The sequence below is a fragment of the Rhizobium sp. CSW-27 genome (genome assembly GCF_018760785.1).
GTDB lineage: Bacteria > Pseudomonadota > Alphaproteobacteria > Rhizobiales > Rhizobiaceae > Neorhizobium.
Genome location: NZ_JAHHZO010000010.1, coordinates 19,751 through 39,573, shown reverse-complemented (window position 1 = coordinate 39,573; position 19,823 = coordinate 19,751). Strand labels below are relative to the sequence as shown.

General features: G+C 63.7%; 23 protein-coding genes. 16 read left to right on the top strand and 7 right to left on the bottom strand.

The features are described from left to right. Nucleotides 1-10: 10 nt before the first annotated feature. Nucleotides 11-1,258 (bottom strand): NAD(P)/FAD-dependent oxidoreductase, encoded by a 1,248-nt coding sequence (locus KLP42_RS18360; protein WP_215568410.1) that lies wholly within the window; start codon nucleotides 1,256-1,258, stop codon nucleotides 11-13. A 195-nt stretch (nucleotides 1,259-1,453) separates the two neighbouring features. Between KLP42_RS18360 and glf the strand changes: the two genes are divergently transcribed. The 3 genes from glf to KLP42_RS27155 all read left to right on the top strand — a co-directional run bounded on the left by glf (nucleotide 1,454) and on the right by KLP42_RS27155 (nucleotide 3,779). Beyond that, a complete protein-coding gene (gene glf, locus KLP42_RS18355) occupies nucleotides 1,454-2,617 on the top strand; it encodes a UDP-galactopyranose mutase (protein WP_215568409.1) in 1,164 nt (387 codons plus the stop codon). Nucleotides 2,618-2,740: 123 nt separating this feature from the next. Further along, entirely contained in the window at nucleotides 2,741-3,565 is an 825-nt protein-coding gene (locus tag KLP42_RS18350; RefSeq protein ID WP_215568408.1) for a manganese catalase family protein, read from the top strand. A gap of 79 nt (nucleotides 3,566-3,644) precedes the next feature. Continuing rightward, nucleotides 3,645-3,779 (top strand): hypothetical protein, encoded by a 135-nt coding sequence (locus tag KLP42_RS27155; RefSeq protein ID WP_286675486.1) that lies wholly within the window; start codon nucleotides 3,645-3,647, stop codon nucleotides 3,777-3,779. A gap of 178 nt (nucleotides 3,780-3,957) precedes the next feature. Here KLP42_RS27155 and KLP42_RS18345 read toward each other — a convergent pair whose 3' ends face one another. Then, nucleotides 3,958-4,449, bottom strand: a complete 492-nt coding sequence (locus tag KLP42_RS18345; protein WP_215568407.1) for a sigma-70 family RNA polymerase sigma factor — start codon at nucleotides 4,447-4,449, stop codon at nucleotides 3,958-3,960. 198 nt (nucleotides 4,450-4,647) lie between these two features. Between KLP42_RS18345 and KLP42_RS18340 the strand changes: the two genes are divergently transcribed. The 7 genes from KLP42_RS18340 to KLP42_RS18310 all read left to right on the top strand — a co-directional run bounded on the left by KLP42_RS18340 (nucleotide 4,648) and on the right by KLP42_RS18310 (nucleotide 11,271). Then, on the top strand, nucleotides 4,648-5,445 hold the full coding sequence (locus KLP42_RS18340) for an inositol monophosphatase family protein (protein WP_215568406.1): 798 nt from the start codon (nucleotides 4,648-4,650) through the stop codon (nucleotides 5,443-5,445). Nucleotides 5,446-5,559: 114 nt separating this feature from the next. Beyond that, nucleotides 5,560-6,690 carry an ABC transporter ATP-binding protein gene (locus KLP42_RS18335; RefSeq protein WP_215568405.1) on the top strand — a complete coding sequence of 377 codons (1,131 nt, stop codon included), beginning with the start codon at nucleotides 5,560-5,562 and terminating at the stop codon, nucleotides 6,688-6,690. A gap of 31 nt (nucleotides 6,691-6,721) precedes the next feature. Continuing rightward, nucleotides 6,722-7,855, top strand: coding sequence for an ABC transporter substrate-binding protein (locus KLP42_RS18330; RefSeq protein WP_215568404.1), 1,134 nt, complete (start codon nucleotides 6,722-6,724; stop codon nucleotides 7,853-7,855). Between the two features lie 231 nt (nucleotides 7,856-8,086). Continuing rightward, on the top strand, nucleotides 8,087-8,908 hold the full coding sequence (locus KLP42_RS18325) for an ABC transporter permease (protein ID WP_215568403.1): 822 nt from the start codon (nucleotides 8,087-8,089) through the stop codon (nucleotides 8,906-8,908). Further along, complete coding sequence (locus tag KLP42_RS18320; RefSeq protein ID WP_215568402.1) at nucleotides 8,908-9,732, top strand: ABC transporter permease; 825 nt, start codon at nucleotides 8,908-8,910, stop codon at nucleotides 9,730-9,732. Before KLP42_RS18325 ends, KLP42_RS18320 begins: the two co-directional genes overlap by 1 nt. An 8-nt stretch (nucleotides 9,733-9,740) precedes the next feature. Beyond that, the gene (locus KLP42_RS18315; RefSeq protein ID WP_252193090.1) at nucleotides 9,741-10,769 is read left to right on the top strand and encodes a LacI family DNA-binding transcriptional regulator; all 1,029 of its coding nucleotides are present in this window, start codon (nucleotides 9,741-9,743) and stop codon (nucleotides 10,767-10,769) included. A gap of 124 nt (nucleotides 10,770-10,893) precedes the next feature. Then, entirely contained in the window at nucleotides 10,894-11,271 is a 378-nt protein-coding gene (locus KLP42_RS18310) for a hypothetical protein (protein WP_215568401.1), read from the top strand. Between the two features lie 34 nt (nucleotides 11,272-11,305). On the opposite strand, the gene KLP42_RS18305 is transcribed toward KLP42_RS18310, so the two are convergent. From KLP42_RS18305 to KLP42_RS18290, 4 genes are all read right to left on the bottom strand, one after another. Continuing rightward, complete coding sequence (locus KLP42_RS18305) at nucleotides 11,306-11,515, bottom strand: hypothetical protein (RefSeq protein ID WP_215568400.1); 210 nt, start codon at nucleotides 11,513-11,515, stop codon at nucleotides 11,306-11,308. Between the two features lie 126 nt (nucleotides 11,516-11,641). After that, nucleotides 11,642-11,884, bottom strand: a complete 243-nt coding sequence (gene rpsU, locus KLP42_RS18300; RefSeq protein WP_165215382.1) for a 30S ribosomal protein S21 — start codon at nucleotides 11,882-11,884, stop codon at nucleotides 11,642-11,644. Between the two features lie 52 nt (nucleotides 11,885-11,936). Then, nucleotides 11,937-12,218, bottom strand: coding sequence for a cold-shock protein (locus tag KLP42_RS18295; protein ID WP_215568399.1), 282 nt, complete (start codon nucleotides 12,216-12,218; stop codon nucleotides 11,937-11,939). A 114-nt stretch (nucleotides 12,219-12,332) separates the two neighbouring features. Next, a complete protein-coding gene (locus KLP42_RS18290) occupies nucleotides 12,333-12,542 on the bottom strand; it encodes a cold-shock protein (RefSeq protein WP_215568398.1) in 210 nt (69 codons plus the stop codon). A 462-nt stretch (nucleotides 12,543-13,004) separates the two neighbouring features. Between KLP42_RS18290 and KLP42_RS18285 the strand changes: the two genes are divergently transcribed. Further along, nucleotides 13,005-14,438: an aldehyde dehydrogenase family protein gene (locus KLP42_RS18285; RefSeq protein ID WP_215568397.1), complete on the top strand. Its 1,434-nt coding sequence runs from the start codon at nucleotides 13,005-13,007 to the stop codon at nucleotides 14,436-14,438. A gap of 158 nt (nucleotides 14,439-14,596) precedes the next feature. Then, nucleotides 14,597-14,875, top strand: coding sequence for a hypothetical protein (locus tag KLP42_RS18280; RefSeq protein WP_215568396.1), 279 nt, complete (start codon nucleotides 14,597-14,599; stop codon nucleotides 14,873-14,875). 67 nt (nucleotides 14,876-14,942) lie between these two features. Here the strand turns inward: KLP42_RS18280 and KLP42_RS18275 are convergent, their stop codons facing one another. Continuing rightward, nucleotides 14,943-16,694, bottom strand: a complete 1,752-nt coding sequence (locus KLP42_RS18275; protein WP_215568566.1) for an MFS transporter — start codon at nucleotides 16,692-16,694, stop codon at nucleotides 14,943-14,945. Nucleotides 16,695-16,903: 209 nt separating this feature from the next. Here KLP42_RS18275 and KLP42_RS27290 point away from each other — a divergent pair, with 209 nt between their 5' ends. From KLP42_RS27290 to KLP42_RS18255, 4 genes are all read left to right on the top strand, one after another. Then, the gene (locus tag KLP42_RS27290; RefSeq protein WP_353844898.1) at nucleotides 16,904-17,260 is read left to right on the top strand and encodes a DUF294 nucleotidyltransferase-like domain-containing protein; all 357 of its coding nucleotides are present in this window, start codon (nucleotides 16,904-16,906) and stop codon (nucleotides 17,258-17,260) included. A gap of 17 nt (nucleotides 17,261-17,277) precedes the next feature. Further along, nucleotides 17,278-17,865: a 3'-5' exonuclease gene (locus KLP42_RS27285; protein WP_353844897.1), complete on the top strand. Its 588-nt coding sequence runs from the start codon at nucleotides 17,278-17,280 to the stop codon at nucleotides 17,863-17,865. A 42-nt stretch (nucleotides 17,866-17,907) separates the two neighbouring features. Then, the gene (locus KLP42_RS18260; RefSeq protein ID WP_215568393.1) at nucleotides 17,908-18,831 is read left to right on the top strand and encodes a DUF429 domain-containing protein; all 924 of its coding nucleotides are present in this window, start codon (nucleotides 17,908-17,910) and stop codon (nucleotides 18,829-18,831) included. A gap of 127 nt (nucleotides 18,832-18,958) precedes the next feature. Continuing rightward, entirely contained in the window at nucleotides 18,959-19,780 is an 822-nt protein-coding gene (locus KLP42_RS18255; RefSeq protein ID WP_215568392.1) for a bifunctional allantoicase/(S)-ureidoglycine aminohydrolase, read from the top strand. The last annotated feature ends 43 nt before the right edge of the window (nucleotides 19,781-19,823 follow it).

The following is a 19,823-nucleotide window of genomic DNA, read 5'->3' as shown; positions in this document are numbered from 1 at the left end:
CAGGCCTCCGTCAGATCGCGAACCGCTCGGGTCGCCAGGCCCGGGCATCGAGGAATGGCGTCTCGCCGCAGATCTGCTCGGCGATCAGGCGACCGGTAACGGGGCCGAGCGTGAGACCGTGATGCGCATGGCCGAAGGCGAACCAGAGGCCCCGGTGGCGCGGCGCCCTGCCGATCACCGGCATCATGTCCGGCGTGCACGGGCGGGCTCCCATCCACGGTTCGGCGTCCAGCCGCTCGCCGAGCGGAAAGATCGAGCGCGCCACAGCTTCCGCACGCTGCAACTGCACCGGTGTCTTCGGCGCGTCGCGCAGCGCGAATTCGGCGCCGGTGGTCAGGCGGATGCCCCGGTCCATCGGCGCGAGGAAATAGCCGCGCTCGGTATCCATGGTCCAGCCGTTCAGAAGCTTGTTGTCGCTGATGCCGTAATGCATGTGATAGCCGCGCTTGACGCCGAGCAGGAAACGGTAGCCGAGCGGTGCCGTGACGGTATCCGACCATGGACCGAGTGCGACCACCACGTCGCGGCCCTCGACGGCGCCGTCGGCCGTCGTGACGCGCCAGCCGGTGCCGGTGGCGGCAAGCGTCGTCGCATCGCCGCGCACGATACGGCCGCCATGCTTTTCCAGGAGCCCGGCATAGGCGAGCGTCAGGGCATGCGGGTCGGTCACCGACCAGGGATCGGTCCAGGTCAGGGCGCCGACGAAATCGCTGCTCAGATGCGGTTCTTTGGCCGCAAGTGCTGTGGCATCGAGTGCCTCGAAGCCGAGACCATGATCGCGCTTCAGCCGCTCCGCCGCTGCGATCTCGCCATCGCGCCTGGCTGCCGTGCGAAAGGCCTGCGTCCAGCCCTGCTTGCGGATCAGATGTCCGGCATCGGCCTCGCGGATCAAAACGTCATGTTCGCGGATCGAATGCTCGATCAGTGGCGCATAGGCCCGAGTGATCCTGGCATGGCGGGCCGGATGCGAATTCCACCAGTAGCTGGCGAGGAAGCGGCCCACCCGGGACAGCGCGCCAGCATGGTAATGGGCATCGATACGGTTGTTGAGCGCATAGCGCATCAGCAGGGAAAGGTCCTGCGGAAAGCCGTAGGGCACCACGCCCTCGCGCTGGATAAGGCCGGCATTGCCGAAGGAGGTTTCCTCGCCAGGGCCGCGCCGGTCCACCAGCACCACGCTCTTGCCCCGGCGTGCCAGATGCACGGCCGTGGAGACCCCGATAATGCCCGCACCGAGAACAATCGCATCTGCCGTCATGATCCCTGTCTTGCCCCTCATCTCGTTGATTTTTGCCTGAACATGCCCCCTGGTCCGGCGCGGCGCAAACGAAAACTGCACGGGCGCACGCTCACGCAAGGGCGGCTCAAGGCTGGGCGGCTAAGCCCGTTCGATGAGGGCTTTGCTGCGCGAAGGCCTCGCCACCGGTTTGCCTTTCAGGAAGAGGGATACGCCATGAGCTTCCAGGATTACGACCTTATCATCGTCGGCGCCGGCTTCTTCGGGGCGACGGTGGCGGAGCGGGCCGCCAATGCGCTCGGCAAGCGCGTGCTGATCATCGACCGCCGCCACCATATCGGCGGCAATGCCTATAGCGAGAACGACCGCCAGACGGGCATCGAGGTGCACAAATACGGCGCCCATCTGTTCCACACGCCGAACAAGGCGGTCTGGGACTATCTTTGCCGCTTCACCCGCTTCACCGACTACCGCCACCGCGTCTTCACCAGCTATCGCAACCAGGTCTATGCGATGCCGATCAATCTCGGCACGATCTGCCAGTTCTTCGGCCGCCGCTTCACGCCGGACGAGGCAAGGGCGCTGGTCGCGGCGCAGGCGGCCGAACTGGAGGGGCGTGCCCCGCGCAATCTGGAGGAAAAGGCGATCTCCCTGATCGGCCGGCCGCTCTACGAGGCCTTCATTCGCGGCTATACCGCCAAGCAGTGGCAGACCGATCCGCGCGACCTGCCGGAAACGATCATCACCCGCCTGCCGGTGCGCTATAATTTCGACAACCGCTATTTCAACGATGCCTATGAGGGTCTGCCGGTCGACGGCTATACGGCGATCTTTCAGCGGATGCTCGACAACCCGTTGATCGACGTGCAGCTCGGTACCGATTACTTTGCCGTGCGCCAGGCAATCCCGGCGGACAGGACGGTGGTCTATACCGGCCCGATCGACCGCTATTTCGACTATCGCGCCGGCGAACTGAAGTGGCGTACCATCGATTTCCAGGAAGAGGTGCTGCCGGTCGGCGATTTCCAGGGCACGGCAGTGATGAACTATGCCGACGAGGAAGTGCCCTATACGCGCATCCTCGAATTCCGCCATTTCAACCCGGAGCGCGATTATCCCGCCGACCGCACGGTGATCGTGCGCGAATATTCGCGTTTCGCCACCCGCGCCGACGAGCCCTATTATCCGGTCGATACGCTGGAGGATCGGCGCACCTATCTCGCCTATCGCAAACTGGCGGAAGAGGAGAAGGGTGTCATCTTCGGCGGTCGCCTCGGCACCTATCGCTATCTCGACATGCACCAGGCCATCGGCGCGGCGCTCAAGAGCTTCGAAATGGAGGTCTCGCCGCGCCTGATCGGGGCGGAGCGCGCCGCCTGAGCGGCATCCGGCTTGCGTATCAAGCCCGGTGACGACCGGTCGCCGGCCTGTCGCCCGTCATCAAAAGGGAACTTCTCTCACCCCGCACGGTTGGGCTGCCGGTCCAACCTGAAGGAGAGACGAATGTTTTACACGGATGGCAAGCTTCAATATCCGGTGCGTGTCGAGAAGGCGGACCCGCTTTTCGCGCGGGCCCTGCAGCAGGCGATCGGCGGCATCGAGGGCGAGATCCGCGTCGCCATGCAATATTTCTTCCAGGCCTGCGGCGCGCGCGGCAACAACAAGTTCCGCGACATGCTGATGAACACGGCAACGGAAGAGCTGGGACATATCGAGATGCTGGCGACCGCCGTGGCGCTCAACCTCGAAGGCGCGCCGCTTTCCGAAAAGGAAGAGGTTGCCAAGGACCCCGTCTCCAGCATGGTGCTGGGCGGCATCAACATGAAGAACATCCTCTCGTCCGGCCTTTCGGCCATGCCGGTGGACAGCGACGGCGTGCCCTTCGACATGTCGCATATCTATGCCAGCGGCAATATCGCTGCCGACATGACGGCCAACATCGCGGCGGAATCCACCGGCCGGACGCTGGCGGTGCGTCTCTACAACATGACGAACGATGCCGGCATGAAAGACATGCTGTCCTATCTCATCGCCCGCGACACCATGCACCAGAACCAGTGGCTGGCGGCACTGGAGGAACTGGGCGGCCATCACGGCGTCTTCCCGATTCCCAACAGCTTCCCGCAGGAAAAGGAGAAGCAGGACTTCTCCTATGCCTTCCTCGGCTTCCAGGAGGATGGAGTGGATGCGATTGCCGGCCGCTGGTCGGAAGGGGAATCGATTGACGGCAAGGGCCGCTTCTCCTCCATGCCGATGAAGCCGCTCGGCGAAAAGCCCGATCTCGGCACCGCCAAGCCGAAGAGCGGCGCCCAGGCCGAACAGATGTAATTCGCGCGGAAACCGGCGGATGTTCCGCCGGTTTCCCACCCGCGCAGAAGGCCGGCGTCCAGCCGGCAAGGATTGTCTCATGAAGAGAAACAGCTGGATCATCATTGCAGCGCTCGTGCTGCTGCTGCTCGTCGTGGTGTTCGGGTCGCGGCCCTTCCAGGAAACCACCGAGAACGAGCCGGGCCAGCCCAGCCCGCACGCCATCACGCAATAAGATTGAGGTGGACTGTCGCCTGGGCACGCCGACACCCGGCCTGCCGTGGCGGCAGGCAAAGGCGCGTTCGAAGGGAAAAGCGAGCCAACGGATTTCGCGCCTGCACGGCGGTTCGCGCTTGCGGGGGGGGGGGGCAAGCCCGTTCCCTTGCCGGAATCGGCGCCGGCCTGGGGCGGGCTCAGCCCAGCTGCGTTGCCAGCTGGGCCCGGGCGCGGTTGACGCGGCTCTTGATCGTGCCGACCGGGCATCCGCAGCGCTCTGCCGCCACCTCGTAACTCTGGCCTTGGATCAGGATGATATCGACTGCGTCGCGATAATGCGGTGGCAGGCCGAGAAAGGCGCGGTGGAATTCCTGGGCGCGGACCGACCATTCCTGCGGCGCGTTGACGGCCGGGCGGGCGGAGGCGCAATCTTCCAGCCCCACCGTTTCGCGCTTGGCAAGGCCGAACTTGGTACAGAAGGTATTGCGCAGGATGGTGAAGAGCCAGGATTTGAGGCTGGTGCCCTCCTGGAACTTGTCGAGATTGGCAAGGGCCCGCGTCAGGGTCTCCTGGACAAGATCGTCGACATTGCTGGGGCTGCGATCCAGTCGCCGGGCGAAGGATCGCAGGGCTGGAATGAGTTCGATCATTTCCGCGCGGACGCGATCGCTTGCGTGATCAGTCGTCATGTCGTCACCTTCCTTCCAACGTGCAGGACAACAGCCCTGCACGCATTTGGTTCCCTGCTGTGCAGGAAAAGTGACATTCGCCCCATGTCTCCATGGGGCCGTCCTCTGCGGCGGGTTCCAAGGCTTGCGCCGGCGGAAGCGATGAGGTGATAACCCCGGACACCCATGATCGCGAATCGCCGGAAAGAACACCATCTCATGACCGACAGCCTGCCGCATCGAACCCCGGTCGAGGCACGTGCCGCCGCCGCCATCGATATCGCCCGCCAGGTCGGGCGCTGGGCGGCGCGTCATCGGGCCGAGAACGATCCCCTGTCGCTGTCGGTCGAAAACAAGGGGCCGCAGGATTTCGTCACGGAGGTGGATCGACGCGCCGAGGCCGAGATCCGCAGCCGGCTGCTGGCCGATTTCGCCGGCGACGGCTTTCTGGGCGAGGAGGGTGGTAATCTCGCCGGCAGCCGTGGCGTCTGGGTAGTCGATCCCATCGACGGCACCACCAACTATATCCGCGGTTTCCGTCACTGGGGCGTGTCGATTGCCTATGTCGAGGACAGGGAGATCCGTCTCGGCGTCATCTATGATGCGGCGCAGGACTGCGTTTTCCATGCGATTGCCGGCGAGGGGGCCTTTCGTGACGCGGCGCCGATCCGGGCGGCGGCAACGCGGGATCCGGCCTTGGCGATCGCCATGCTCGGCCACAGCCGCCGCACGCGCTTCGAGGATTATCTTTCCGTCTCCCGGCGGCTGCACGACCTCGGAGTCGATTACCGGCGCATGGGGGCTGCAGCCATTGGCCTGGTGCGCGTCGCCGAAGGCGCGGCCGATCTCTATTACGAACGGCACCTGAACAGCTGGGACATGCTGGCCGGTGCGCTGATCGCCCGCGAGGCCGGTGCCCATGTGGCGATGGCGCCCGTTGAGACGCTGCTGGCACAGGGAGGCGGCATCTTGGCTTGCGCGCCCGCTCTCGCGGAAGGCTTCTCCTTCCTCGCCTGACCTCTTCCCTTGCTGCTAAAAATTCGGCAAGGTTCCCGCCTGTCATCTGCCTGTTAGAAACAGGCCCTAAGACACTCTCCGGTAGCTGCACAGCTGTGCAAGGAGAGTGCGAAGATGAATGGATCGGGTTATCTGGAGCTGAACGGCATTGCGTCCCGCTATGGCGCAACGCAGGTGCTCAAGGATATCGATCTGTCCATCCGCGCCGGCGAATTCGTCGCGCTGCTGGGCTCTTCCGGCTGTGGCAAGACCACGCTCCTGCGCACGCTGGCAGGCTTCGTCGCTCCCTCGTCTGGCAGCGTGCACATCGGTGCACGCGACATCACCCATCTGCCGCCGGACAAGCGCGGCATGGCGCTGGTCTTCCAGTCCTATGCGCTCTGGCCGCACATGACGGTGGACGAGAACATTGCCTATGGCCTGAAGCTGAAGGGCGTGCCGCGCACGCAAATCGCTGCGAAAGTGTCCGCCATGCGTTCGCTGCTCGGTCTTGACGGGTTGGGCGGGCGCAAGCCGCAGGCGTTGTCCGGCGGCCAGCGGCAACGCGTGGCGCTCGGCCGCGCGCTGGTCATCGACCCGGAGATTCTGCTTCTCGACGAGCCCCTGTCCAATCTCGATGCACGCATCCGCCTGACGGTGCGGCACGAACTGCGTGCGCTCCAGCAGCGCCTCGGCATCACGGCAATCCATGTCACGCATGACCGCGAGGAGGCCATGGTGATGGCGGACCGGATCGTGATCCTGGATGCCGGGCGCATCGCCCAGCAGGGCCGGCCGGAAGAGGTCTACAATCGGCCGGCCACGCCCTTCGTCGCCGCCTTCATGGGGGCGGAGAACCTGCTGGCGCTCGAAGGTCTTGTATCCGGCGACCGTTTCGTGCTGGCGCCCGGCGCCATCCGGGCCACCGGCAGCGTGTCGCTTGACGGACGCTCGCTCGCGTCCGGCGCCGTCGAGGCCCGGTTCCGGCCGGAGGCGGCACGCATTCTTTCCGACGCCGATGCCGCCGCGCCCGAAGAGGGGCTGACCTTTCAGGGCGAGGTTCTGGCGGTCACCTATCCCGGCGGCCACTGGCGCCATGTGGTGCGCGCCGGCGCCCACGAGATCCTGGCGGATGCGCCGCGTGCCTGCCAGCCGGGCGAGCGCGTCAGCGTCCATGTGGGGGCCGATGCCCTCTTCCTGTTCAATACGGCGCAGCCCGCCGCCGCATCCCTTTCCCGCCCCTCGGGCGCGAAAACCGAAGCCTGACATCCTTTCCCGACCCAACCGGAGAAGATCCATGAAGAAATTGTCCTACGTCGCCTTCGCCGCTGCCTTTGCGGCCATGCCCGTGCATGCCGAGGAACTGACGGTTGCCACCGCCGGCGACCAGAACATGGTCGACTACATCAACCAGTATCTCGGCCCGCTGTTCGAGAAGACCTATCCGGGCAACACGGTGCGCGCCGTCGGCACCGGCCCCGGCGATGCCGGTTCGCAGAAGATCCTCGAGCGCTTCGACGCCCAGGCCGGCGCCAAGGCCGAGAAGTGGGATACGGACGTTGCCGTGGTCCACGAGAAGTTCGTCGGCCCGATGGTCACCAAGGGCTATCTCGCCAAGTATCGCGGCGATATCGACACCGGCAAGCTGGTGACCCGCGACAATGCCAAGTTGGCGCTTGGCACCAATGTCGATGGCTATGTCATGCCGATGTTCAACAGCCAGACGGCCATCGCCTACAATCCGGCCCTCGTCGCCAACCCGCCGAAGAGCTATGCCGAGATCGTCGAATGGGCGAAGGCCCATCCGAAGCAGTTCGGCTATAACGGCATCAAGGGTGGCGCCTCCGGCGTCAGCTTCGTCATGGGCTGGATCTATGCCTTCGGCGAGGGCGATGCCAAGACGCTGATGAACGGCCCGTTCAAGGAAGAGGAAACCAAGAAGTGGGACAAGGCACTGAAGAGCCTTGCCGACTTCACCACCAATGCGACGCTGACGCCGGGCAATGCCGGCACGCTCGATCTCCTGTCGCGCGGCGAAATTGCCATGGGTCCGGTCTGGGTCGACATGTTCTACAGCTGGAAGGCCGACGGCCGTCTGCCGCCGGACATGAAGCTCGTTCTGCCGGCACCGGGCATGCCGGGCCAGCCGATGCACTACGTGATCCCGGAAAAGACCGCCCACAAGGATCTGGCCGAGAAGTTCGTGGCACTCGCCACCAGCCCGAAGGTTCAGGCCGAAGGCATCGTGAAGCGCTTCAACTGGTATCCGGGCATCGACGCCCAGCACGTCAAGGCCGAGCTGGACGACGCCACCTGGAACAAGCTGTTCGTCGACATTTCGCCGGAAGACCTGGCCTCCAAGGGCAAGCCGTTCCCGATCGCGCCCTACAACACCGCAATCCTCGAAGCCTATGAGAAGTCGGTGAAGTAAGTTTTCCGGTTCCGCAAAGACCCCCTCTGGCTGCCGCCATCTCCCCCACAAGGGGGAGAACGCAGAGCGGTGAGCCTCTCATCCGTCACGGCGTATGAGAGGGAGGGCGGCATTGCCGGTTCGGTCTCCCCCTCGCGGGGGAGATGGCCGGCAGGCCAGAGGGGGAGGAGCGGCGGTGCATTGCCCCCGTGATCGGAATACCTCATCCATCTGCTGTGACTGGTTCCCTTGATGCCAAGACGTCTCCTCGGTCTCCTGCTTGTCCTGCCCGCTCTGGCGGTCATCGCGCTGCTGTTCATCCTGCCGCTCGTCATGTCGGCTGTCGGCGCCTTTCAGCTGGACGGCGGGCTGGGACTGGGAAATTTTGCCAAGGCCTTTGATCTCTACCTGAAGGACATTCTGTTCAGCGTCGGCATTGTCAGCCTCTCCACGGTGCTGATCGGGCTCGGCGCGGTGGCGATCGGCGGCTATCTGACGCTCGGAGCCCATCCCGTTGCCGTCACCATCCTGCGCTGGCTCTACCGTTGGCCGATGTTCATTCCCTTCATCGTCGTCGGCCAGATCCTGCGCACCTTCCTGGCCAAGAACGGCATGATGAACAATACGGCGGTCAGCCTCGGCCTGATGGGGCCCATCGATGCGATGAGCTTTCTCGACTGGCGCGGCATCGTGATCGCCTTCGTCTGGAAGCAGACGCCCTTCGTCGCCCTTCTGGTGGCGGGCGCCATGGCCTCGGTCAACCGCGAGGGCATCGAGGCGGCTGTCAATCTCGGCGCGTCGCGGCTGCGCGTGCTGATCGAGATCATCGTCCCGCAGGTCACGGCGACGCTTGCCGTCGGTCTCATCCTGTCCTTCGTCACCATGATGTCGGTCCTGTCGGTGCCGCTGATGATCAACGCCCAGTCGCCGACCATGCTGACCGCCGATATCGCCTTCCGGGTCAATGCCTATGGCGATTACGGCGTGGCGAACGCGCTCGGCCTCATCTCGCTGGTGCTCGCCTCGTCGGTCGCCTGGATCTACCTCAAGATCAGCCTCAGGGAGCGCGCGTGATGACGGGCCTGCGTTTGAACCTCTCCGTGCTCTGGTGGCTGCCACGCGGCCTGATCTTCGGCCTGATGGCCTTCTTCATCTTCGGCCCGCTGTTCAACATGTTGCTGTGGACCGTGACGGAGAAATGGTACTTTCCGCATGCGCTGCCGCTGGAATACGGATTTTCCGCCTGGACGCGCGTGTTTGCGCCGCGGGGAGGGGCTCTGGAATCGCTCGGCAATTCGCTCGTCGTGGCGGTGCTGACGGTGATCGTCTCGCTCGCCTTCGCCATTCCCGCCGGCTATGCGCTGGCCCGGCTGAAGCTGCCGCTGCGCAGCCTCATCCTGCTTGCCTTCCTGATCCCGCAGGCATTTCCGAACCTCACCGTCTACGTCAACGTGGCGCGCCTCTTCTACGAGATCGGCCTCAACGGCACGATTGCCGGCGTGGTTCTGGTGCATGTCTCGCACGGGCTGGTCTATGCGGTATGGATTGCCGCCGCCGCCTTCTCGGCCATCGACGTGGAACTGGAACAGGCCGCCCGCAGCCTCGGCGCGGGTGCCATGCGCACCTTTCGCGACATCACGCTGCCGCTGGCCGCACCCGGCCTGATGGCCAGCGCGATCTTTGTTTTCCTGGAATCCCTGGATGAATTCACCGGCAGCTATTTCGTCGGTGCCCCGGATGTGAACATGCTGCCGCTGCTGCTTTACACGGCGGGGTCCGGCGGCAACTATCAGGTTGCATCCATCACGGCACTGCTGCTTCTGGTGCCATCCCTGATCTTCATGCTGATCGTCGAGCGCTTCCTGAAGGCCGACGTTCTCTCTCGCGTCGGACGGTGAGGCTTGCGATGAAAGACGGAAAGACCCCTTCAAACCGGATGCGCTTTGTCAGCGCCGAGCAGGTGGCGCGGCGGGCGGGCGTGTCGCGCTCGGCCGTATCGCGCACCTTCACGCCGGGGGCCAGCGTTGCCCCCGCCACCCGTGAAAAGGTGCTCAGGGCGGCGGAAGAGCTCGGCTATCACGTAAACGACCTGGCGCGCGGCGTTCTCAACAACCAGAGCCGGCTGGTGGGTATCGTGGCGACCAAGCCGGAAGTGGGCTTTCGCGCCTACCTCACGGCGGCCCTCTCCAAGGCACTGATCCGCCGCGGCAGCGTGCCGATCCTCATCAATACCGGGCAGACGGAAGAGGAGCTTCTGGCCGCCCAGAAGACGCTGATCGGCCACCGGGCGGAAGCCACCATCATCCTGTCCGGCTCGCCGCCGGCCAGCTTCTTCGAGCTTGCCAAGCGCAACGGCCAGCCGGTGGTGATGATCGGCCGCTCGGAGCCGGATGCCGATCACGTGCATGCCGGAAATTCGGAAGCCTCCATCGAGGCGGCGCGTCTTCTGATCCGCGCCGGACGGCGGCGGCTGGCCTTTGCCGGTTCGCATTCGGCAACCCCCTCGATCCTGGAGCGGCAGATCGCCTTCGTGGCGGAGGTGGAATATCACGGGCTCAGCGTTGCGATCGCCCACGGGCCGGATTCCGACTACGAAAGCGGCGTGATGGCCGGCCGCGCGCTGCTCGCCGAAAGCGAACGACCGGATGCGGTCTTCTGCGCCAACGACCTGATCGCCTTCGGGGTGATGGACGTGCTGCGCCGCGAGGGTAATCTTCACATTCCCGGGGATATCGCCGTCATCGGCTTCGATGACGTGCCGCAGGCCGCCTGGCTGAATTACGGGCTGACCACCTTCCGCCAGGACCCGGTCGTGATGGCGCAGCGCGCGGTCGACCTGCTGGAGCGGCGTATCGCCGATCCGGATGGCGAGCCGGGGCGCGAGCGGGTGGTGCCGGAAATCGTGGTGCGCGACAGCTTCACGCCGCTGGACTGATCCCTGGCATGCCGGGCAGGAGCCGGAGAGCGCCTGCCGCTTCAACCGCCCGCGACGGCAAGACTTCGCCCCGGCGGGAACGGCTTGCCGCGGCGCGGGTTGACTCCGCAAAAGGAGAAAACCCATGTCCCGACATCGCAGCCAAGCTTACCCCCGCATCCGTTTGCGCGGGCACGTCTGTTCCGCAATCCGTCTGCCGCTGGCGGCAGCCGTACTGCTGCTCGCCATGGGCCAGGGCCCGGCCAGCGCGCAGGACGGTGCTGCTGATGGCGGCCGGCAGGATTGTGTGGTGCCCGAACAGCAGCAGAACGCAGAAAGACCCCGGGAAAACGGCGCAAGCCCCTCCGCCTCGGCACAACTGTCCGATTGCAACGGCGTGTTGAAGCCGCCGGCGGTTGGGGATCCCGAGATGGTGGAGCCGGCGCCGCCGGTTGGCGATACGCCTGTCATCAGGCCGCACGAATTGCCGCGAGACCAGCAGATGCCGCGACAGGGCGGCTAGGTGTCAGGAGACGAATGGTGCGCCGTCGGCGCGGTCAGGCGGGGCGCTTGCGGCGGCCGGCCGGCTGCTTTTCCACAGGCGGCGTGTCCGCCTCGCGTTCCATCCGAAGAGCCTTCAGCTTTTCGGTCTTCTTCAGGCGGGCTTCCGCCTCTGCCGTTATGATCGCGCGGGCCGTATGGTCGGTGGCTTCGGCGCGATCCCGGGCAGAAGGTCTGCTGCGGCTTTGCTTGGCATCATCCGGCATGGTTTTGGCCCTGCGGTTCGTGAGAGAAGGCGCTGCGGCACCGGTGAAGCGCCAGTCTGGCGCCGTGGCTTGCAACGGAAGAGGGCGTTTCCGGCCATATCGGGCGGAAACGCTCTGGACGCACGATCAACGGCGACCGCGCACGGCTGCCTTCTTCGGCGCCGGCAGAAGGCCTTCGCGCTGCATCTTCTTGCGCGCCAGCTTGCGCTGACGGCGAATGGCTTCGGCCTTTTCGCGGGCGCGACGCTCGGAGGGCTTCTCGTAGGAACTGCGCGCCTTCATTTCGCGGAAAACGCCTTCGCGCTGCATCTTCTTCTTCAGGACCCGGAGGGCCTGATCGACATTGTTGTCTCGGACTAGAACCTGCAAAACATCTCCTTTTTGCACGCCAATGACGGCTGATGTGCAATGTTGGGGTTGGTCACTTGCCGATCTTGATCCGCGCGGGGTTCAACCACGAGGTCCCCTTGGCGGGCAGGACGGCCTTGTCTTCCAGCATCGGGCGATCCGACCGTTCAGGATCGATGTCCGCCTCGATGATCCGGCGCTCGAACGCTTCGTTCTCGAACCGAATTCGGTATTGCGCCTGCCCGTTCGCGGAGGGCAGCACGGCGGAAATGCAGCCGGTGGTCGGCGATCCGCTCGTGGCCGGTGCGGCCTTCAGGACCACACGGTCCCCCACGGCATAACGTGAACCTGGCATGCGTGGCCTCCCGGCGTGCGCAAAACAAAAAGGCCGGGCGTTACCCCGACCTCTCTCACGTCATTGTTCCGATCAACCGCCAGTACATCCGTGGTCGGTGCCGGTGAATGACAATCACGCAGCGATCAGGTTATCGGCCGAGCTCTTGCCCGAGCGCTTGTCCTGGACGATGTCGTAGCTGATCTTCTGACCATCGGTCAGGCCACGAAGTCCGGCGCGCTCAACGGCCGAGATGTGAACGAAAACGTCCTGGCCGCCGTTATCCGGCTGAATGAAACCAAAACCCTTGGTGCTGTTGAACCACTTTACGGTGCCACTGTTCATAACGATCTCCTTTTCAAATCGCTTGAGGTTTCCTGACCGGACCCCGGCCGAGGATCGATATTTGAAGGGAAATCTGACAGAGCGTCGCCGCTCGTGGACAAAGTCACAACCAAGTTCGATGAGTGCAATTTACGCGCTTTTGGCAAATGAGCAAGAGGTTTTGTAAAATAAAATTTCGCCGGTGTCCCGTTACGCTAGGAAACTTTCGTGTTATCCCGCTGTTAACATGGGAAAATCCGCAAATTTTTTGCCTTTCTGCGTGGCGTTCGCGCGCGCTGTGGAGCGTGCGGCGCGAGGTCGCCTAACCTGTCATATGTATTGCGAGAATACGTAATATAAGTATGGTGGCGTGCAGGCGGCGGGTTTGGTTGCATGTCGGCAGTGAAGGGGTGACATTGCGTGCGCCTTGCCTATTTTCTTTGTGATTTTCAAAACGGCGCTTGAACGCCAGAGGGAGGCTCCATGACCATCCACCAGAACCTGATTGCCGGCGAGTGGGTCGGCGGTTCGGCATCCGAGAACATCAATCCGTCCGACACCAAGGATGTTGTCGGTCTCTATGCCCAGGCCAGCGCCGAAGATGCCAGAACCGCCATTGCTGCGGCCAAGGCGGCGTTTCCGGCCTGGTCGCGCTCCGGCATTCTGGAGCGCCACGCGATCCTGAAGAAGACGGCGGACGAAATCCTCGCCCGCAAGGAGGAACTCGGCCGCCTTCTGTCGCAGGAAGAGGGCAAGACACTGCCGGAAGGCATCGGCGAGACGATCCGTGCGGCGCAGATCTTCGATTTCTTCGCCGGTGAAACCCTGCGTCTGGCCGGCGAGGTTCTGCCCTCCGCCCGCCCGAACATCGGCGTCGAGATCACCCGCGAGCCGCTCGGCCCGATCGGCATCATCACGCCCTGGAACTTCCCGATCGCCATTCCGGCCTGGAAGATCGCGCCGGCGCTCGCTTACGGCAATACGGTCGTCTTCAAGCCGGCCGATCTCGTGCCCGGCTGCTCCTGGGCGATCGTCGATATCCTGCACCGTGCCGGCCTGCCGAAGGGCGTGCTGAACCTCGTGATGGGCCGCGGTTCCGTCGTTGGCCAGGCGATGCTCGACAGCCCGGATCTCGCCGGCATCACCTTCACCGGTTCGACCGGCACCGGCAAGCGCGTGGCACTCGCCTCCATCGAGCATAACCGCAAGTTCCAGCTGGAAATGGGCGGCAAGAACCCGATGGTGGTGCTGGACGATGCGGATCTGTCCGTCGCCGTCGAAGCTGCTGCCAATTCCGGCTTCTTCTCCACCGGCCAGCGCTGCACGGCCTCCTCGCGCATCATCGTGACCGAAGGCATCCACGACAAGTTCGTCGCGGCCCTCACCGAGCGTCTCAGCAAGCTCACTGTCGATCACGCGCTGAAGGACGGCACGCATATCGGCCCGGTTGTCGATGAAAAGCAGCTGAAGCAGGATTGCGATTATATCGAGATCGGGAAGCAGGAAGGTGCCAGGCTCGCCTTCGGCGGCGAGCGGATCGAGCGCGAAACGCCCGGTTTCTACCTGCAGCCGACGCTGTTTACCGAAGCAACCAACGACATGCGCATCAGCCGCGAGGAGATTTTCGGGCCGGTGGCCGCCGTCATCCGCGTCAAGAACTACGAGGAAGCGCTTGCGGTTGCCAACGACACGCCCTTCGGCCTCTCCGCCGGCATCGCCACGACGAGCCTGAAGCATGCCACGCACTTCAAGCGCAATTCGGAAGCCGGCATGGTGATGGTCAACCTGCCGACAGCCGGCGTCGATTTCCACGTGCCGTTCGGCGGCCGCAAGGCCTCCTCCTTCGGTCCGCGCGAACAGGGCAAGTATGCCGCCGAATTCTTCACCGTGGTGAAGACCGCTTATACGCTCGCCTGAGATATCCGACGACCAGCAACTTGACCGGCCGGCGAGGTTTCTTCGCCGGCCTTTTTCGTGTCCGGCAGCTGCCACTTCGATTTTCGATAACACATTGAAATGACTTGCTCCCTGGTGCGCTTTATGAAAGCCTGCCCGTGAATTGTGGGGGAGTTTGAATGATGGTGGATCTTCTGGTTTCGCAGCTCACGGACCCGTTCCGGATCGGGTTGATGTTCTTCCTTCTGGTGACGGCGCTCCGGACACGGCACACCATGGGCATGACGGTGCCCCTGGCCATGGGTGTGGTGTTCGTTGCGATCCTCCTGCCGCTCACGACAGCCGCCGGAACTGATGCCAGCCGGATTGCCACCATTGGTCTCGGCATCCTCGCCAATGCTGTCCTTCTCGGCATCTTCCTGCTCGGCTGGCTCGTCTGGGAAAAACAGAAGCGTTGAGCTGTCTGCAAAGCGAAACAGGCTGGCGGTGAGGCCAGCCTGTCGCGCAACTCGAAGGGCTTGAGGATTACTTCGCGTCGTCGGCAAAGATATCCTTCTTATGGGTGTTGCCCGGGACGAAGAGCGCACCGATCACGACCGTCGCAGCCGCGATAATGATCGGGTACCACAGGCCGCCATAGACGTTACCCGTCTGGGCGGAGATCGCGAAGGCCGTTGCCGGCATCAGGCCGCCGAACCAGCCATTGCCGATGTGATACGGCAGGGACAGGCCCGAGTAGCGGATACGGGTGGGGAACAGTTCCACCAGCATCGCCGCGATCGGCGCATAAACCATCGTCACCAGGATGATGAGGTAGGTCAGGATCAGAACGACGGCGATCTTCTGGCCGCTGAAGATGTCGAAGAAATGCGCGGAACGGATGATCGTCGTGTTCTTGTCGGCCGAGAGCGGGTAACCGGCAGCTGTCAGGGCCTCGTTGACCGACTTCGTGAAGGCGGCCGGCGTGGTCTTGGCGGCGTCGCCCGAAAGCTTGCTCGCGTCATAGGCCGGGATCGCCGTTTCGCCGATCTTGATCTGGGCCGTGGTTGCGGCCGCGTCCTCAATGGTTTCATAGTTCACCGACGAACGTGCGAGGGTCGATTTGGCGATATCGCACGACGAGGTGAATTTTGCCGTACCAACCGGGTTGAACTGGAACGAGCAATCATTGGGGGCTGCGGTGACGGTGACCTTCGTCTGCTGCGCTGCATAAAGTGCCGGATTGGCCGTTTCCGTCAGCAGTGGGAAGACGAATTTATAGGTCAGTGCGGCAATCAGGCAGCCGGCAAGAATGATCGGCTTGCGGCCGATCTTGTCCGACAGCGAACCGAAGAACAGGAAGCCGCCCGTGCCGAGGATCAGCGACCAGGCCACCATGACGTTGGCCGTGAAGCTGTCGACCTTGATGACGTTCTGCAGGAAGAACAGGGCGTAGAACTGGCCGGAATACCAGACGACGGCCTGGCCTGCGACGAGGCCGAAGAGCGCGATGAGGGCGAACTTGCCGTTCTTCCACGTGCCGAAGGCTTCACGCAGTGGCGCCTTGGAGGCAGCACCCTCTTCCTTCATCTTCTTGAAGGCGGGGGATTCGTTCATCTGCATGCGGATGTAGAGCGAGATCAGCAGAAGCACGATCGAGCCGAGGAACGGGATGCGCCAGCCCCACAGGTCGAAGGCCTTGATCATGCGCGGCGTGCCATCCGGGTTCATCACGGCCGCACCGGCGGCATCGAGAACGGCGGTTGGCGCCCAGTTGGCATTCACGTAGCTCTGCACCGACAGGATCACGATCAGCGACAGCAGCAGCCCGAGCGTCGCCGTCGTCTGGATGAACGAGGTGAAATAGCCGCGCTGGTTGGAGGGCGCATGTTCGGCCACATAGACCGCCGCCCCGCCATACTCACCGCCAAGCGCCAGACCCTGCAGCATGCGCAGGATGATCAGGATGATCGGTGCCGCCGCTCCCCAGCTGTTATAGGTCGGCAGCAGGCCGACGAGGAAGGTCGACAGGCCCATGATGAGAATGGTCATCAGGAAGGTGTACTTACGGCCGACAAGGTCGCCCAGCGCACCGAAGACAAGAGCGCCGAAGGGACGCACGATGAAGCCCGCGGCAAAGGCGAGAAGCGCGAAGACGTTTCGCGTGGCTTCCGGAAATGCCGTGAAGAACTGGGCGCCGATGATGGCGGCGAGTGAACCATACAGATAAAAGTCGTACCATTCGAAAATGGTACCGGCAGAAGAAGCCATGATGACTTTCTTCTCCTCACTCGTCATGGGACGCGATCGGTCCCTGGCGTTCATTTCAATTGCGGCCATTTATACCTCCTCCTGGTTTTCCGACTTTCCAGCCGGCCAATGTCGCTGATCACATTGTCCCGCAAACGCCACTTCCGTGTCGTTTGCGGCCCAGACGCGGCCCTCTCAACCCGTCCGGACTGCAATGTCCGCTTGCGCGGTCCGCCTCCCCATTGCCTCGCCCGCTGGTGCCGGGCACGGCCTTCGCTCCGGTGTCGATCAGACAGCAGCCAGCAAAAGCGACAGATCGAAATCTAGCACAACGGAAATTTGCCGATCAGAACGACTTTGGTCTAACTGTGGGCTGTGCGGGAAACTCAACGCCGGCAGGGCGCCGGACTGATCCTCTGCCCGATGTGAGGTGCAGCCCGCCGCCGGCGCCGGATCTCTGGCTTGCCTGCGGCATCCAGGCGCGCCAGGAACATACGGGCGTATCCGACCAGAACAATTGCACCTTTATCAATAATCGCGTGACTTCCAAAGAGATGGCCTATTTCACGGAGCTTGCCTGCTTTGTCAGCACGCGGAGTAATGAGTGTGGATAAATCGTCTGCCCGGCGGCATGGTGGCCACCAATCCGCAATGGTGCCCGCCGCCGGTCAGCACCTTGCGGCGCTATTGCGTGGCTGGAAGGAGCGGTCGGACCCGATGGTACAGATGCTTTCGAACGTCATGTTCGATCTGCTGCCGGCCGGCGGCGATTTCTCGCTGTTGCAGGACCTGCAGTCCAAAACCATTGGGAAAAGCGAGTTGCAACTCGATCTTAGTGGCGCATATGATCGCCAAGCGTTTCCGGCTCTTTGCACAGGGAGCAATTCTGGTGGCCCACAATGCGCCCTTCGACATGGAATTCCTGCGACGGCGCGAGCGGGAACTCGGCGGACGCTTCGACAACCCGATCCTCGATACGGTGCTGCTGTCGGCCGCCGTCTTCGGCCAGGCCGAAACGCATACGCTGGATGCCCTGGCCGAACGCCTGGGCCTTTCCATTGCCCGCAGCGACCGCCACACCGCAATCGGCGATGCGATGGCGACGGCAGAGGTCTTCCTCAAGCTGAAGGACATGCTGGCGGCGCGGGGCATTCACCGTTTCGGCGAGGTGCTGCGCGAAACCCGCAAGCACCGGCGCCTGCTGAAGGATCTCAATTGATCCGCCTTGTGTCATGGTGAAGTATCCGGAGAACCAGAGGCCATGCAGCCGGCAGTCATCGTCCATTGCGACTGGAGCATTGAGGCGCGGAAGCGCTGGATGGCGGTCGCTCTGCGACGCGGCGAGCGCTATCACGTTACCGCGCCTGAGCCGGTTGCCAGCACGGCCGATCTGATCGACCGTCTGCGGACACGTGCCGTCGCGGCCGGTCCGCTGCTGCTGGGCTTTGATTTCCCGATCGGGCTGCCGGCCGCCTATGGCGCACGCACTGGCCTTGCTTCGTTCCGCCAGTTTCTGGATGTGGCGGGCGAGGGGAAATGGGCGGACTGGTTTCGCGTCGCCACGATCCCGCGGGAGATTACCGTTACGCGCCCCTTCTATCCCGCCCGACCCGGCGGCACGCTGCGCAGCCATCTGTTCGAAGGGCTGGGACTGCAGGCGGCCGATCTGTTGCGCGAATGCGAGCGGCCGGCGCCGGGCCGCGCGACGCCCGCCATGCTGTTCTGGACGCTTGGCGGCAACCAGGTTGGCAAGGCGGCAATCACCGGTTGGCGCGAGATCATCCAGCCCAACCGGTATCGTGTCGGTCTCTGGCCTTTCGATGGCCCGCTGTTCAAGGTTCTGGCCGAAAACAAGACCGTGATTGCGGAAACCTATCCGGGCGATGGCTATGGCCAGATCGGTATTCCGCGCGCGCCGGTGTGGAGCAAGCGCAGGCAGGAGGGGCGCCGCAGCGTCTGCGGCTTTCTGCAGCGCTGGGTCGAGAGCCGCACATCGGTGGACGCCGCCGCCCTGTTGCCATGCCTTGCCGATGGCTTCGGCGCGGATGCCTCCGGTGAAGACCGCTTCGATTGCGCCGTCGGGCTGCTGTCCATGATCGACGTGGTTTTCGGCGTCCGGGGGGAGGGGGCTCCCCCTGAGACACCGGTGACCACGTGGGAGGGCTGGATCCTCGGACGGACCTGATGCCTGATGCTCACGGTCGCACTCGATCCGGCACGGCCCGATCTCAGCGCCATTTATCTTGCCCGTCCTTCGGTTTATGAGAAGGCAAGGCCAACGATCGGCCGTGACCAGAGCGTGGAATGGAAGAATGGAAAAAGCGCGATATTACGCCAACATGGGTGGCCTGCCGGGCCAGACGGAACTTCTCTCCAGCAAGGCGGTGTTCACCACGGCCTATGCCGTGATACCGCGCACGGTGATGTCCGACATCGTCACCAGCCTGCTGCCGCACTGGGACAAGACGCGCGCCTGGATCATCGCCCGGCCGATGACCGGCTTTTCCGAAACCTTTGCACAATATCTGATGGAAGTGGCACCGGGCGGCGGCAGCCTTCGGCCGGAGCCGAACCGCGAGGCGCAGGGCGCCATCTTCGTGGTCGAGGGCGAGATGACCATCACGCTGGAGGGCGCTGCACACCGTCTGCGCGCCGGTTCCTTCGCCTATCTGCCGGCAGGAGCCGCGTGGACGCTGAAGAACGACGGGATGGTTGCGGTGAAATTCCATTGGGTGCGCAAGCGCTTCCAGATGGTGGAGGGGCTGGAACTGCCGCCTGCGATCTTCACCCATGAAGACGAGCACGCGATTTCCCACATGCCCGATACCAACGGCGCCTGGGGAACGACCCGCTTCATCGACCCCGCCGACCTGCGCTACGACATGCACCTCAACATCGTCACCTTCGAGCCGGGCGGCACCATTCCCTTCATGGAAACGCATGTGATGGAGCACGGGCTTTACGTCCTGGAAGGCAAGGCCGTCTATCGCCTGAATGCCGACTGGGTGGAGGTGGAAGCCGGCGATTTCATGTGGCTGCGCGCCTTCTGCCCGCAGGCCTGCTATGCCGGCGGCCCCGGCCGGTTCCGTTATCTGCTCTACAAGGATGTCAACCGCCACGTCGATCTGTGGTGAACGGCAGGGGCAGGCCCGTCCGGCCCGATTTGCCCCACTGCCT